The organism is Kitasatospora sp. NPDC086009, assembly GCF_044540385.1.
GTDB lineage: Bacteria > Actinomycetota > Actinomycetes > Streptomycetales > Streptomycetaceae > Kitasatospora.
Genome location: NZ_JBITSA010000020.1, coordinates 28,868 through 43,492, shown reverse-complemented (window position 1 = coordinate 43,492; position 14,625 = coordinate 28,868). Strand labels below are relative to the sequence as shown.

The 14,625-nt window shown below is 71.5% G+C and carries 14 protein-coding genes; 11 read left to right on the top strand and 3 right to left on the bottom strand.

The window, feature by feature from the left end; genetic code table 11:
- Positions 1-29 precede the first annotated feature (29 nt).
- The 6 genes from ACIF6L_RS32720 (at position 30) to ACIF6L_RS32695 (ending at position 6,202) form a co-directional block, all read left to right on the top strand.
- On the top strand, positions 30-356 hold the full coding sequence (locus ACIF6L_RS32720; protein WP_030056781.1) for a DUF2469 domain-containing protein: 327 nt from the start codon (positions 30-32) through the stop codon (positions 354-356).
- A gap of 402 nt (positions 357-758) precedes the next feature.
- The gene (locus ACIF6L_RS32715; protein ID WP_396491309.1) at positions 759-1,193 is read left to right on the top strand and encodes a YraN family protein; all 435 of its coding nucleotides are present in this window, start codon (positions 759-761) and stop codon (positions 1,191-1,193) included.
- Position 1,194: 1 nt separating this feature from the next.
- On the top strand, positions 1,195-2,916 hold the full coding sequence (locus ACIF6L_RS32710) for a YifB family Mg chelatase-like AAA ATPase (RefSeq protein ID WP_359837191.1): 1,722 nt from the start codon (positions 1,195-1,197) through the stop codon (positions 2,914-2,916).
- A 2-nt stretch (positions 2,917-2,918) separates the two neighbouring features.
- Positions 2,919-4,088 (top strand): DNA-processing protein DprA, encoded by a 1,170-nt coding sequence (gene dprA, locus ACIF6L_RS32705; RefSeq protein WP_396491293.1) that lies wholly within the window; start codon positions 2,919-2,921, stop codon positions 4,086-4,088.
- A gap of 478 nt (positions 4,089-4,566) precedes the next feature.
- Positions 4,567-5,457, top strand: a complete 891-nt coding sequence (whiG, locus tag ACIF6L_RS32700; protein WP_396491310.1) for an RNA polymerase sigma factor WhiG — start codon at positions 4,567-4,569, stop codon at positions 5,455-5,457.
- Between the two features lie 172 nt (positions 5,458-5,629).
- Positions 5,630-6,202, top strand: coding sequence for a helix-turn-helix domain-containing protein (locus ACIF6L_RS32695; protein WP_359837216.1), 573 nt, complete (start codon positions 5,630-5,632; stop codon positions 6,200-6,202).
- Between the two features lie 37 nt (positions 6,203-6,239).
- On the opposite strand, the gene ACIF6L_RS32690 is transcribed toward ACIF6L_RS32695, so the two are convergent.
- Positions 6,240-6,653 (bottom strand): M23 family metallopeptidase, encoded by a 414-nt coding sequence (locus tag ACIF6L_RS32690; RefSeq protein ID WP_396491294.1) that lies wholly within the window; start codon positions 6,651-6,653, stop codon positions 6,240-6,242.
- Between the two features lie 1,056 nt (positions 6,654-7,709).
- On the opposite strand from ACIF6L_RS32690, the gene rpsB reads away from it, so the two are divergent.
- The 5 genes from rpsB (at position 7,710) to ACIF6L_RS32665 (ending at position 12,651) form a co-directional block, all read left to right on the top strand.
- On the top strand, positions 7,710-8,633 hold the full coding sequence (gene rpsB, locus ACIF6L_RS32685; RefSeq protein ID WP_329489779.1) for a 30S ribosomal protein S2: 924 nt from the start codon (positions 7,710-7,712) through the stop codon (positions 8,631-8,633).
- 129 nt (positions 8,634-8,762) lie between these two features.
- Positions 8,763-9,602 carry a translation elongation factor Ts gene (gene tsf / locus ACIF6L_RS32680; RefSeq protein ID WP_329489780.1) on the top strand — a complete coding sequence of 280 codons (840 nt, stop codon included), beginning with the start codon at positions 8,763-8,765 and terminating at the stop codon, positions 9,600-9,602.
- Between the two features lie 262 nt (positions 9,603-9,864).
- On the top strand, positions 9,865-10,629 hold the full coding sequence (pyrH, locus tag ACIF6L_RS32675; RefSeq protein WP_329489781.1) for a UMP kinase: 765 nt from the start codon (positions 9,865-9,867) through the stop codon (positions 10,627-10,629).
- A 127-nt stretch (positions 10,630-10,756) separates the two neighbouring features.
- Positions 10,757-11,314, top strand: a complete 558-nt coding sequence (gene frr / locus ACIF6L_RS32670) for a ribosome recycling factor (RefSeq protein ID WP_329489782.1) — start codon at positions 10,757-10,759, stop codon at positions 11,312-11,314.
- Between the two features lie 200 nt (positions 11,315-11,514).
- Complete coding sequence (locus ACIF6L_RS32665) at positions 11,515-12,651, top strand: phosphatidate cytidylyltransferase (RefSeq protein ID WP_396491295.1); 1,137 nt, start codon at positions 11,515-11,517, stop codon at positions 12,649-12,651.
- Positions 12,652-12,872: 221 nt separating this feature from the next.
- Here the strand turns inward: ACIF6L_RS32665 and ACIF6L_RS32660 are convergent, their stop codons facing one another.
- Entirely contained in the window at positions 12,873-14,114 is a 1,242-nt protein-coding gene (locus ACIF6L_RS32660) for a tyrosine-type recombinase/integrase (protein WP_396491296.1), read from the bottom strand.
- Positions 14,115-14,326: 212 nt separating this feature from the next.
- Positions 14,327-14,545, bottom strand: a complete 219-nt coding sequence (locus tag ACIF6L_RS32655; protein ID WP_396491297.1) for a helix-turn-helix domain-containing protein — start codon at positions 14,543-14,545, stop codon at positions 14,327-14,329.
- Between the last annotated feature and the right edge of the window lie 80 nt (positions 14,546-14,625).

Below are 14,625 nucleotides of genomic sequence, written 5' to 3'. Positions count from 1 at the left end.
TGGACGTGACAAGTTGAGGGGACGCCTGGATGAGTGCCGAAGATCTCGAGAAGTACGAGACCGAGATGGAGCTCAAGCTCTACCGGGAGTACCGGGACGTCGTCGGCCTGTTCAAGTACGTGATTGAGACCGAGCGACGCTTCTACCTCACCAACGACTACGAGCTGCAGGTGCACTCGGTCCAGGGCGAGGTCTTCTTCGAGGTGTCGATGGCGGATGCGTGGGTCTGGGACATGTACCGGCCGGCCCGGTTCGTCCGTAAGGTCCGGGTGCTGACCTTCAAGGACGTGAACATCGAGGAGCTCGCGAAGAGCGATCTGGAGCTGCCCTCGGACGAGTCGGGGTTCGGAAACTGACGTTGGACCGCTCGGTCCCGCGGTGTCCAGGGGAATTTCGACTTTCCCGGGATTCTCACTCCTGCGAGTGACAGAAGTTATCCACAGGCCCGGGTTATCCACAGGAAATAGCAACCCTCTGGCCCTGTCCCGGGTCGCACGGAAACCTCCGCGTCGGAGGTGGTCACCGTGCAGGACACCAAGCGCACCACGCGTAAGCAGAGTGAGACGCCCAAGGCCCGACCGAGTGGGCAGGCCCGGCGCAGGGCGGCGAGGGCGCCGGAGGAGTACCAGGCGGAGCTGTCCGGGCTCGGAAACGGGCCAGCTCCGCCACGCACGGAGCAGGCCGACCCGGAGAAGGCCGGTCCTGAGCGAGCCGTTCCCGAGCAGGCCGGTCCTGAGCGGGGCGGTCCGGGGAAGGCCCTGTCGGGGCGCGGCACGAACAACGGGCTGGGCCGTTATGGGGAGCGGGTCGCCGCCCGGAGGCTCGCCGAGAGCGGCCTCAGGATCCTGGACCGCAACTGGCGCTGCGTCGAGGGCGAGCTGGACATCGTCGCCCTCGACGGCGACACCCTGGCCGTCTGTGAGGTGAAGACCCGCTCCGAGCGGGGATTCCAGCAGCCGAGCGAGGCCATCGACCGAGCCAAGGCCGCCCGACTCCAGCGATTGGCGGAGCGCTGGGTGGCGGAGCGCTGGCCCGGCCACTTCGCCAGGTTGGCCGGCCCCGGGTACAGCCCCACGCCGGCGGACCCGCAGTGGCCGCCCGTGCCGCCCGGCGGCGTCCGGATCGACCTCGTGGCCGTCATCAACCGGGCCCGGGGTGCCGCCTCGGTGGACCACCTGAGGGGGGTGGTCTGAGATGGCCTTCGCCCGTACCTGTTCCGTCGCGCTGGTCGGCGTCGACGGTGTGATCGTCGAGGTCCAGGCCGATCTGGAGCCCGGAGTCGCCGCCTTCACCCTGGTCGGTCTGCCCGACAAAGCCCTCTCCGAGGCCCGCGACCGGGTGCGCGCGGCCCTGGTGAACAGCGGCGAGGTCTGGCCGCAGCGAAAGCTCACCGTCGGACTCAGCCCCGCCTCGGTACCGAAGAGTGGCAGCGGCTTCGACCTCGCGGTGGCCTGCGCCGTCCTCGCCGCCGCCGAGCGCTTGGATCCGTCCTCCATCGCCGAACTGCTGATCATCGGCGAGCTGGGGCTCGACGGGCGGGTGCGCCCGGTACGCGGCATCCTGCCGTCGGTGCTCGCCGCCGCCGACGCCGGTTACCAGCGGGTCGTGGTGGCCGAACAGACTGCCGCCGAGGCCTCCCTGGTCCCAGGCGTGACCGTCATCGGCGTGCGCAGCCTGCGGCAGCTCGTCGCCGTCCTGACCGGCGCACCCGAGCCGGAGGAGCCGCCCGACCCGATCAGCGGCCGCCCGGATCCCCTGATGGCCGGGCTGATGCTCCCCACCGCAGGGGTGCGCGGACTGCCCGACGACCGAGCCGCCCGGCTGGACCTGGCGGACGTCGCCGGCCAGTACGAGGCCCGACGCGCCCTGGAGATCGCCGCCGCCGGTGGTCACCACCTGTACTTGAAAGGTCCACCGGGCGCGGGCAAGACCATGTTGGCGGAGCGGCTCCCGGCGCTGCTGCCGCCACTCACCCAGAAGGAGGCCCTGGAGGTCACCGCCGTGCACTCGGTGGCCGGACTGCTCCCGGCCGGTCGGCCACTGATCGGCTGCGCGCCGTACTGCGCACCGCACCACTCCACCACCATGCCGGCCATCGTCGGCGGCGGCAGTGGCCTGCCCCGACCGGGTGCGGTCTCGCTGGCCCACCGGGGTGTGCTGTTCCTGGACGAGGCGCCGGAGTTCCCGGTCAGGGTGCTCGACGCGCTGCGCCAGCCGCTCGAATCGGGGGAGGTGGTGATCGCCCGATCGGCCGGATCGCTCAGGCTGCCGGCCAGGTTCCTGCTCTGCCTGGCCGCGAATCCCTGTCCCTGCGGGCGGTACTCGCGGCGGGGCGAGGGGTGCGAATGCACTCCGGCGATGGTCAGCCGGTACCAGGGGCGGCTGTCCGGACCGCTGCTCGACCGGGTCGACCTCCAGGTCCAGGTCGCTCCGGTGACCAGGGTCGAGCTGATGGAGCGGGACACCACGGCGGAGAGCACCGCGACGGTGGCGGCCCGGGTGCTTGCCGCGCGGGAGCGCGCGGCGGCACGGCTGGCGCACACACCGTGGCGGACCAATGCCGAAGTGCCCGGCCATGAGCTGCGGACCCGATGGCAGCTCGGCCCCAACGCGCTGAACGATGCCGCCCGACAACTGGAGCGCGGTCTGCTGACCGCCCGCGGCCTGGACCGGGTGCTCAGGGTCGCCTGGACGGTCGCCGATCTCGCCGGGCGCGACCGGCCGGACCAGCGGGACGTACGAACGGCCCTGGTGCTCCGCACCGGTGTGGAGCAGGGGCTGCCGTTGACCGAGCGCTCCTTCGGCCGGCTCGGCGGCGAGCCGCTGCCGCCGGCCGGGCCGAAGGGCGACCGGCTGCTCCGTGCCGGTCCACCTGCCGCGACACCCGATCAGCGGCCGAGCGACAAGGAGACCTGAGCATGAACCAGACGATGAACCACCCTCAGCACCCCTCCGAAGCGGGGCGGGAGGCCGAGCCCGAGCGTCTCGCCAGGGCAGCGCTGAGCAGGCTCAGCGAACCGGGCGACGCCGTCCTGGGCCGGTGGCTCACCCAGCTCGACGCCGCCGACGTCGTCCGGGCGATCAGGGACGGCACCGTCCCCGACCATCCGGGCCTGGACGCGGAGCGGCTCGCCGCCTACCGGGCCAGGCTGGCCGACGTCGACCCCGTCGCGGACCTGGAGCGAGTGCGTACGGCCGGTGGGCGCTTCATCATTCCGGGCGACACGGAATGGCCGAGCCAACTCGACGACCTGGGAGCCGGCAGACCGCTCGGGCTCTGGGTGTCCGGGACGGGTTCCCTGCGACTGCTCGCCCTCCGCTCGGTCGCGGTCGTCGGCGCGCGGGCCTGCACGGCCTACGGAGCGCACGTCGCGGGGGAGCTGTCGGCGCAACTGGCCGAACGCGGGTGGGTGGTGGCCTCCGGCGCGGCGTACGGGATCGACGCGGCCGCCCACCGGGGTGCGCTGGCCGTCGGGGGGATGAGCATCGGAGTCCTCGCCTGCGGGGTCGATGTGGCCTACCCGAGGGGCAACGCCCAGTTGATCCGACGGATCGCCTCCCAGGGACTGCTGCTGAGCGAGCTTCCGCCGGGGGAGCACCCGAACCGGTTCCGGTTCGTGCTACGCAATCGCGTGATCGCGGCCCTCACCCGAGGGACGGTGGTGGTCGAGGCGGCGTTGCGCAGTGGGGCGCTGAGTACGGCCAGACGCGCCCGGGACCTCAACCGGCACACGATGGGTGTCGCCGGCCCGGTGACGTCGGAGCTCTCGGCCGGAGTGCACGCCCTGATTCGCGGCGGCGCCACGCTGGTCACCGACGCGGCGGAGGTCGCCGAGCTGATCGGCGCGATCGGTGACGACCTCGCGCCCCAGCGCGGCGGGCCGGTGCTGCCGAGGGACCTCCTGGAGCCGGTCGTGGCGAGGGTCCTGGAGGCGGTGCCGGCGACGGCGGAGGGTGCGCCGGTGGAGCGCCTGGCCCGGCAGTCGGGTCTCCCGCCGGACGAAGTGCTCCACCGGCTCTATGAGTTGGGGTCCCTCGGATTCGTGGAACGGCACGGTGCCCACTGGCGACTGGTGCGTGGCCGGTGACCGATCGGGCGGATCAGGACGAATCGGGAGGCGGCCGGGTGCGCCGCCGTCGGCGGGAAGTGGGGCGGTGAATCGCCGGTCGAGGCATTCACTCCCGCTGCCGGGCCCTGGCGACACGAACGCCACCGGATCGGGGGACGACCGAGTGGCGGTAGCACATTGCAGTGAGTCGGTCACGCTACGCTCGCCATGCCTTCCCTATCAGCACATGACTCGGCAGAACGGCGCAGACCAACGCATGCCCACACACATTCCCGGACACAGAGTGACCGGTGGCGCCCGGTCCTCGGGAGGGCCGCGGACCGAGCGGCGCCCCGTGACCGAGTTCCCGCCCAAGGCGACGGGTGCGATGGGGGCCCTTGCCCGGCAGGGTGGCCGACCGGCGCACACCGGCGCGTACGCCGGTCGGCCGGACGAGCCCGGTCCGCCGGACGCTTCCGAAGCGGCCGGTACGTCCGAGGTGGCTACCGCCCCCGAGGTGGCCGCCGTCCCCAGCCCGGCCCAGGGCCAGGACGCCGCGCCCGTACCCGCGGAGACGTCCACACCCGCGGAGGTGCCCGCTCCCGTCGGGACGCCGGCACCACGGCGGGAGTCGGGCGTCGGCTCCGACCGCACGGCGCTGGAAGCGCTCTGGCGCTCCTACAAGGAGACGGGCGACCAGCGATTGCGGGAGCAGCTGATCCTGCACTACTCGCCGCTCGTCAAATACGTGGCGGGCCGGGTCGGGGTCGGCCTGCCCTCCAACGTCGAGCAGGCGGACTTCGTCTCCTCGGGTGTCTTCGGGCTGATCGACGCGATCGAGAAGTTCGACATCGATCGGGCCATCAAGTTCGAGACCTACGCGATCAGCCGGATCCGCGGCGCGATCATCGACGAGCTCCGGGCCCTGGACTGGATCCCGCGTTCGGTGCGGCAGAAGGCGAAGGCGGTCGAGCGGACGTACGCGACCCTGGAGGCCCGGCTGCGCCGCACACCGCACGAGCCCGAGGTCGCGGCCGAGATGGGCATCGCGATCGAGGACCTGCACGCCATCTTCAGCCAGCTCTCCCTCGCCAACGTGGTGGCGCTGGACGAACTGCTCCACCCGGTGGGCGAGGGCGGGGACCGGCCGAGCCTGGGCGACACCCTGGAGGACCGCGGCGCGGACAACCCCGTGGAGGTGGCCGAGGACCGGGAGCTGCGCAGACTACTGGCACAGGCGATCAACACCCTGCCCGAGCGGGAGAAGACCGTCGTGACGCTCTACTACTACGAGGGCCTCACCCTCGCGGAGATCGGCCAGGTGCTGGGGGTGACGGAGAGCCGGGTCAGCCAGATCCACACCAAGTCGGTGCTGCAGTTGCGAGCCAAGCTGTCGGACATCCGGTAGCGGCCCCTTCGGCACCCGATCGTTCAGCAGCTCCGACCCCTTGCGGGCCGCCTGCGGGGTGCTTCCGCCCTGCCGCCGGATCCCCTCCACGCACCCCGTCATGCGCGGCGCCGTATCGGCGGGGTGTAGGGCTCCGTACAGTGGGACAGTGCCGAAGATCCGAGCGGCCACTTTGGCCGAGCACCGACAGCTGCAGCGGGCAGCCCTCCTCGATGCTGCCCGCAGCCTGCTCACCGAGGGGGGAATGGATGCCCTGACCTTCCCCGCGCTCGCGGCGCGCACCGGTCTGGCGCGCTCCTCGGTCTACGAGTACTTCCGTTCCCGCGCCGCCGTGGTCGAGCTGCTCTGCGAGGTCGACTTCCCGCTCTGGGCGGCCGAGATCGAGGCCGGGATGGAGAGCTGCGACACCGCGGCGGCCCGGATCGAGGCCTACGTCCGAGGTCAGCTCGCGCTGGCCGGGGACCCTCGGCACCGGGCGGTGGCGGCGATCTCGGCGCTGGAGCTGGACGAAGCGGCGCGCGAGCGGATCCGGGCGGCCCACGGCAAGCTCGTCGGCCTGGTGGTCCAGGCCCTCCAGGACCTCGGTCACGAGCAGCCGCGGCTGGCTGCCGGGCTGCTCCAGGGAATCGTGGAGGCCGCCGTTCGGCAGGCCGAGCAGCGTCCTGCCGGTGGACCGGCCCCGAGCCAGGAAGTGATCGCGGACGCCGCGGTCGCGCTCGCCCTGCACGGCCTGGGCGGGAGCTGACCGAGCCGGGCCCGGCGCTCCCGTCCGTGCGCCGGTCTCAGTGCTCCCGTCCGAGCGGGAGCAGTCGGGCCGCTCCGGCTCCGAAGAAGGCCAGGGGATCGAGGTACCGGTCGCCGCGCAGCAGCCCCCAGTGCAGGCAGTCGTGGCCGGCGCAGTGGACGGCACCGGGGGTGAGCTGCCCGATCACTTCGCCGGCCGTGACGGTGGTGCCGGTGGCGAGGCTCCCGGTGACCGGTAGATAGGTGGTCCGCAGCGGCGGAGATCCTGAGGCCGGGTGGGTGACGGTGACCACCGGTCGGCCCGCCACCAGGCCGGAGAAGGAGACCACCCCGGGGGCGGCCGACCGGATGTCCGCACCACCCGTGGCGGCGAGATCGACGCCCCGGTGTCCGGCGGCCCATGGTGTGGCCGGTGCCTCGAAGCGCCTGACCAGCCCACCCGGGCCGCCCACCGGCCACACCCGTCCGCCCCCGGAAGCCGCACCGCCCCCGGAACCGGCACCGCCCCCGAGACTGCCGCTGGCACTGGCACTGGCACCGTCATCGTCACCGGCATCCACGGAGTCGCGAGAGCCGTGCCCCGCCGTCTCGGCGGCATGGCCCACGGGCCCCGGCAGAACGGTCAGCAGCAGGGCCGCCACCGTCACAAGCGCGAGCAGCAGCCGGCGGCTGGGTCCGGGCCCCGGCCCGAGTGGCGGGGGCGACGACAAGCCCCCGACCCCGCCGACGGCGCCGGACGACGCGGTGGTGGACGACGTGATCCCGGACGGCGCGGCGGGGGAGACGGGCGGAACGAACGGAGCGGTGGCTTCCAGGGCGGTTGTCATGCCGCCGAGGTTCTCCGGGGTGCGCGAGCCCGACCAGCCCCACCCCGATTCCTGTGGACAACCGGGCCCTGTGGACAGCCGCCATCCCTCCCACGGGTGACGCGCCCCGAGTGCACCCCCGGCGCGAGCTCCTCCGAGCACGCCCCCACGCCCCCGCATCCACCCCTGCACGCACCCCCTCGCCCCCCACCCCCCCGGCCTCCCTACCCCAGCCCGGGCCAGGCCGCCCCACCGCCCCCGCCGTCCTGCCCCCGTCCACTGCCCCACCGGCCGTCCCCGGGCGCGGTCCCGTCCACCCTCCCTCCCGCTTCCCCGCCCGCCTCCCCACCGACCTCCCGTCCCTGTGGAGTCGCCCGCGGCTCGGCGCTTCCCGTACACTTCACACGCGACCCGGTCCGCCGGGTCGACTTCGCACGCCCCGCCACCGGTGGACGGATGCGGCTCAGCCGCCGCCCCCGCCAGGTGCGAGTGCCGCTCGGTCCGCCGAGCCCGAAGGGTCTCCGGACCACTCGGGCCGAAGCGGCTCGGCACGTTCGGGGCGTCAGGCGTGACTGTCACCTGACTGTCACGGACAAAACCGAGCCTGACCCGGCCGTACGCAGACGCCGAGCGGGGAGCGCCACCGCGCGACCCACCACGTCGACTGCGCGGAGCCGGGCGCAACACCTTAGGAGTACGGCTATGGCCGTCGTCACGATGCGGGAGCTGCTGGAGAGCGGCGTCCACTTCGGTCACCAGACCCGCCGCTGGAACCCGAAGATGAAGCGCTTCATCATCACGGAGCGCAACGGCATCTACATCATCGACCTCCTGCAGTCGCTGAACTACATCGACCGCGCCTTCGAGTTCATCAAGGAGACCGTTGCCCACGGCGGCAGCGTCCTCTTCGTCGGCACGAAGAAGCAGGCCCAGGAGGCCATCGCCGAGCAGGCCACCCGCGTGGGCATGCCCTACGTGAACCAGCGCTGGCTCGGCGGCATGCTGACCAACTTCCAGACCGTCTACAAGCGCCTTCAGCGGATGAAGGAGCTCGGCGAGATCGACTTCACGGACGTGGCCGGCTCCGGCCTCACCAAGAAGGAGCTCCTGGTTCTGGAGCGCGAGCACACCAAGCTCGAGAAGACCCTCGGCGGTATCCGCGACATGCAGCGCGTTCCCAGCGCCGTCTGGATCGTGGACACCAAGAAGGAGCACATCGCTGTCGGCGAGGCCCGGAAGCTCAACATCCCGGTCGTCGCGATCCTCGACACCAACTGTGACCCCGACGAGGTCGACTACAAGATCCCGGGCAACGACGACGCGATCCGCTCCGTCACCCTGCTGACCCGCGTGATCGCCGACGCCGTCGCCGAGGGCCTCAAGTCCCGCGCGGGTGTCGCCAAGGGCGACGCGAAGGCCGAGCCGGGCGCCGACCAGCCGCTGGCCGACTGGGAGAAGGACCTCATCGAGGGCGAGAAGAAGGCTGAGGAGGCTCCGGCCGCCGACGCCGACGCCGCCACCGAGGCCCCCGCCGCCGAGGCTGCTGCCGAGGTCGAGGCCCCCGCCGCCGAGGCCCCCGTCGCCGAGGCTGCGGCCGCCGACGAGGCTCCGGCCGAGCAGGCCTGACGTACCAAGGGTGAGGGGCACTCGCCGGTACGACACCGGTAAGTGCCCCTCTCTCCCGTGCCGGGACCGAACCAGCGGTCCCGGCACAACCCCACGCAGACACGCGAGACGCGAGAAGAGATTCACACCATGGCGAACTTCACCGCCGCGGACGTCAAGAAGCTCCGTGAGCTCACCGGCGCCGGCATGATGGACTGCAAGAAGGCTCTGGACGAGGCCGAGGGCAACGTCGACAAGGCCGTCGAGCTGCTGCGCATCAAGGGCCAGAAGGGCGTCGCCAAGCGCGAGGGCCGTGACGCCTCCAACGGCGCCGTCGCCGCGCTGATCGCCGAGGACAAGAAGTCCGGCGTTCTGGTCGAGATCAACTGCGAGACCGACTTCGTCGCCAAGGGTGACAACTTCGTGCAGGTCGCCGACGCGATCGCCGCCCACGTCGCCGCGTCCGCTCCGGCCGACCTGGACGCCGCGCTGGCTTCCGAGATCGAGCCCGGCAAGACCGTCCAGCAGTTCGTGGACGAGGCCAACGCCACCCTGGGCGAGAAGATCGTCTTCCGACGCTTCGCCCAGTTCGCGGGTGACGGCTTCGTCGCGGTCTACCTCCACAAGACCAGCCCCGACCTCCCGCCGGCCGTCGGCGTCCTGGTCGAGCTGGACAAGGAGAACGCCGAGGTCGCCAAGGACGTCGCGCAGCACATCGCCGCCTTCGCGCCGAAGTACCTCTCCCGCGAGGACATCCCGGCCGAGGACATCGAGAACGAGCGTCGCGTCGCCGAGGCCACCGCGCGCGAGGAGGGCAAGCCCGAGGCTGCCCTGCCGAAGATCGTCGAGGGTCGCGTCACCGGCTTCGTGAAGGAGTTCTCCGTCCTGGAGCAGGCCTTCGCGAAGGACAACAAGAAGACCGTCGCCAAGGTCCTCGAGGAGAACGGCGTCGCCCTCAAGCGCTTCGCCCGCTTCCGCGTCGGCGCCTGAGCCACGTTCCACCGGACTCCCGGCACGTTTAGGCTGGGAACCGCCCCCGCCCGCTGACCAGGGCGGGAGGGACGCGCCGAACGGGCTCACCCAGCGTCATCCGTCTATGGGCGGGCCGCGTCGGCACCATGAACGACGAGGAGGCCATTGCCGTGCAGGACACCGTACCGGTTCCCGCGGCAGTGGCCTCCTCGCGTGTACGCGCAGGTCGGGGATCCGCACACCCGCGCCTGTGAACCAGTAGGTGTAGAAGGAGAAGTCCATGCAGGAGACGCAGGAGACCGCGCAGGACCCCCAGGCCGGCTCGCCCCGCCGGGTGCTGCTGAAGCTGTCCGGTGAGGCTTTCGCCGGTGGCGGCGGACTCGGCGTCGACCCGGACGTCGTGCACGCGATCGCCCGTGAGATCGCCACGGTCGTCCGCGCCGGTACCGAGGTCGCGGTGGTCATCGGTGGTGGCAACTTCTTCCGCGGCGCCGAACTCCAGGTGCGCGGCATGGACCGGGCCCGCTCCGACTACATGGGCATGCTCGGCACCGTGATGAACTGCCTGGCGCTGCAGGACTTCCTGGTCAAGGAGGGCATCGAGACCCGGGTCCAGACCGCGATCACCATGGGCCAGGTCGCCGAGCCGTACCTGCCGCTGCGCGCCGTCCGGCACCTGGAGAAGGGCCGTGTGGTGATCTTCGGCGCCGGTATGGGCATGCCCTACTTCTCCACCGACACCACGGCCGTCCAGCGTGCGCTGGAGATCCACGCGGACGTGCTGCTGATGGGCAAGAACGGCGTGGACGGCGTCTACGACTCCGACCCCCGGACCAACCCGGACGCGGTCAAGTTCGACGCGCTGGAGTACTCCGAGGTCATCGCGCGCGACCTCAAGGTCGCCGACCTCACCGCGATCACGCTGTGCAAGGACAACAACCTCCCGATGCTCGTCTTCGAGCTGCTGGCGGAGGGCAATATCGCGCGTGCGGTGAAGAGTGAGAAGATCGGCACACTCATCAGCCAGGATTCTGTCCGGGCCTGAGCAGCAATCAGCCGTACGGGACGGCGTCGCTACGCCGGCACCGCGTTCGGCGGCCGCCACACCGCGACCGGCTTCGACACCGACACCGGTCGGGACAACAGCAGATGAACCGGACAGGGAGTACACAGTGATCGAAGAGACCCTCCTCGAGGCCGAGGAGAAGATGGAGAAGGCCGTCGAGGTCGCCAAGAACGACTTCGCCGCCATCCGGACCGGCCGTGCGCACCCGGCGATGTTCGCCAAGATCGTGGCCGAGTACTACGGCGCCGTGACGCCGATCAACCAGCTGGCCTCGTTCTCCGTGCCGGAGCCGCGGATGGCCATCGTCTCGCCGTTCGACAAGACCGCGCTGAAGGCCATCGAGCAGGCGATCCGCGACTCCGACCTCGGCGTCAACCCGTCCAACGACGGGTCCATCATCCGGGTGGTGCTCCCCGAGCTCACCGAGGAGCGTCGCCGCGACTACATCAAGGTCGCCCGCGGCAAGGGCGAGGACGCGAAGGTCTCGATCCGTTCCGTGCGCCGCAAGGCCAAGGACGGCATCGACAAGCTGGTCAAGGACGGCGAGATCGGCGAGGACGACGGCCGTCGCGCCGAGAAGGAGCTCGACGACACCACGGCCAAGTACGTGGCCGCCGTCGACGAGCTGCTGAAGCACAAGGAAGCCGAGCTGCTCGAAGTCTGATGAACGACGCCCCTGACGCCCCTGGCTACTGGGGCCCATCCGATCAGCAGCACCAGCAGTACCAGCCGCACCCCCCGTACCGGCCGGCGCACGCGCCGCAGCCGGCCGCACCGGGCGCTGCGGGTGACCCCGGCCACCGAACGGGTCACTCGCAGCAGCCTCCGGTGTACTGGGGCGGTGACGCGGAGGAGACTCAGGTCATGCCCCCCGTGCCGGCCGACCCAGGGCCCGACCCCGCCGAGGGGCCGACCCGGGAGGCCGGTCGGCTGAGCGGACCGCTGTTCCGGGACGAGCAGCCCCGGACGGCGGTGCCGGGCGCGGCGGAGACGGTCGTGCTGCGCGCGATCACCGACGAGACCGCCCCGGCTCCCGGCCGCGGCGGCCCGCCGTACCCGGGCGTCCCGGCGTACTCCGCGCCGCCGCAGAGCCACCCGGCGGCCGGGCAGCCCCACCCTGTGCCGTTGTCCCACCCAGGGCAGGAGACACCCGTGGCCCAGCCCGCTCCGCAGCCGCAGCCCCGCAAGCAGCGCGGCGGTCGCAACCTCCAGGCCGCGATAGGCGTGGGCGTCGGCCTCGGCGCGGTGATCATCGCCTCGCTGTTCGTGGTGAAGGCGCTGTTCCTGTTCGTGGTGATGGCGGCCGTGTCGGTCGGGATCTGGGAGCTGACCAGCCGGCTGGCCGAGCGCAAGCAGATCAAGGCGCCGCTGGTCCCGCTGGTCGCGGGCGGCATCGCGATGATCGCCACCGGGTACTGGGCCGGCGTCCAGTGGGCGGCGGCCTCGCTGGCGCTGACCGGCCTGGCGGTGATGGTCTGGCGGATGGCCGAGCCGCCGGAGAACTACCTGCGGGACATAACGGCGGGCATCTTCACCGCGTTCTACGTGCCGTTCCTGGCCACCTTCGTGGCGATGATGCTGGCGGCGGACGACGGCCCGCAGCGGATCGTGCTGTTCCTGATCGTCACCGTCTGCAGCGACACCGGCGCCTACGCGGTGGGCTACAAGTTCGGCAAGAACAAGCTCGCCCCGACGATCAGCCCGGGCAAGACCCGTGAGGGCCTGGCCGGCGGCATCGGCCTGTCGATGCTGGCGGGCGCGCTGCTGATGGAGCTGATCATCGACGGCGGCAGCTGGTGGCAGGGCCTGATCCTGGGCGGCTGCGCGGCGGTCGTGGCGACCCTGGGGGACCTGGGCGAGTCGATGATCAAGCGTGACCTCGGCATCAAGGACATGGGCACGCTGCTGCCCGGCCACGGCGGCATCATGGACCGGCTGGACTCGCTCCTGCCGACCGCCCCGGTGGTCTGGCTGCTGCTGGCGGCCTTCGTCGGCAGCTGAGCCGGCCGGGCGGATCCGAACGGTGGGAGCCGTCGAGGGGCTCCGGACGCCTGGCGTCCAGAGCCCCTCGGCCGTCTGGCGAGGTCCGAACGTCTGCGACACTGGATGAACCATGCCTAAGCCCGGAGAACACTGACGGGTGAGGCAGCGAAGGGCCCCCGACCAGCGTGTTTGCCACCGGTCGGGGGCCCTCGTGCGTCTGCCGGGCCGTCCCTGGGCCGTCAGGTAGTCGACTCGCCCGGCAGGAACAGCCCGTCGATTGCCTTCCGGGTCCGGTCCTGGCTGTTCGGCATGAGGTGGGCATAGACCCTGAGCGTCAGGGCCGGGTCGGCGTGACCGAGGTAGTCGCTCACCGCCCGGATGCTCTCCCCGGCGTCGAGCAGGACCGAGGCGTAGAAGTGCCTCAGGGCGTGCATACCGTGCTGGCGGGCGGAGGCGTAAGGCTCGCCCCGGCGCGGCGTCGGAATGAGGCCGGCCGCCGCGATGGCGGGCTTCCACTCCTGAAGGTTGAAGTTGCTCCGCCAGACCGGGCCGTTGGCCGTGTTGCTGAACAGCAGACGGAAAGTGACCTTCGGACCGTCCGGGGTCTTCCACGGGAGTGTCACCGGTACGGGCTTGCACGCGTCCATGTGGGCGCGCACGGCAGCGGCCACGGATCGGGGGAGCGGCACGTCGCGTTCCTTGTTGCACTTCGGGGGAGCGAACACCGCCGTTCCCCGGATCTGCTTCACCTGGCGGAGCACCCGTACCGTGCCCCCCTCAAAGTCGAGCGCGTCATCCTCCGCGAGACCGACGATCTCACCCTGTCGCAGCCCACAGCCGGCGCCCAGATCAGCCATCGCCCGGTAGCGCTCCGGCAGCGCACCGCGCACTGCGAGAACCTGCTCCGGGAGCCAGGGCACAATTCGGCGGGCCTCTGCGGCCGGCGGGCGGACTGACGCGGCACCACACGGATTGCGGCTCAGCAGCCCGTCGTCCACAGCGGCCGACAGGACCGCCCGCACGTCGGAGTAGATGTTCCGCGCGTACCCGCCCGAGATCGGACTCCGTTCCAGCTCTTTGACCAGCTCTTGGATGTGGGACGGTCGGAACGAGTCGAGCGGCCGTCGACCGATCCGGGGGAACGTGTGCAGGCGCAACCTGGTCTCCACCAGAACCTGACTGGCCGGGTCCGTGGTTTGTGCCTTGAGCCACCGCTCCGCGAACTGCTGGAACGTCGTGCGCGAGGCTTTCGGGTCGATGTACTGGCCGCGCGACATGTCGGCCTCGATCCGCGTGAGCCAGTCCTCCGCCTGGCGCTTCTGGCGATCGGGGAAGCTCTTGCTCTTCTCTGTGCCGTCGGGGCCGACGTAGCGGGCCCGGTAGCGCATTCCGGTGCCGTGGCGGTCGGTGCGGACGCGCTTCGGCTTGCCGTCGGGGCCGGTCTCGGTCTTGTACCAGCGGTCCTGGATGTGGCCGGCCATGGGGCCGCTCCTTCGGGTCGGTGGTGTGGGTGTGGCAGGCAGGGAGGGAGGCGCCCGGTGCCGGGAGAGGGCCGGATTCCGGGGTGCTCGGCGGGGCCTGCGGGGCGCCTCCCTGCCTCCCTGTGGCGGTGTTGCCGCTGATCAGGGCAGGGATGGGCGTCAGGGAGGTGGGGAGGGAGTTCTCCCTGCCTCCCTCGCGGCTCCCTGGTGCTTCAGGCGGCCTGGTCGGTCTGTTCGGTGACCCATTGGGCGACGGCGTCGGGGTGGTAGCGGACGTGTCGGCCGGCGCGGAAGCCGGGCGGGCCGGTGCGCTTGCGGCGCCACTGGTAGACGGTCTCCAGCGGGACGCCGAACAGGGAGGCAATGTCCTCAGGGGTGAGGAAGCGAGTGGGGAGGGCCGTGGCGGTCGACGGGGCGCGATGGTTGGCCAAGGTGGTCTCCGAGGGTGTGACGGAGGGTGACCCCCCACCCACCCCCCACCCGGCCGGAGAGCGTCCTCCCAGGCGCCTGA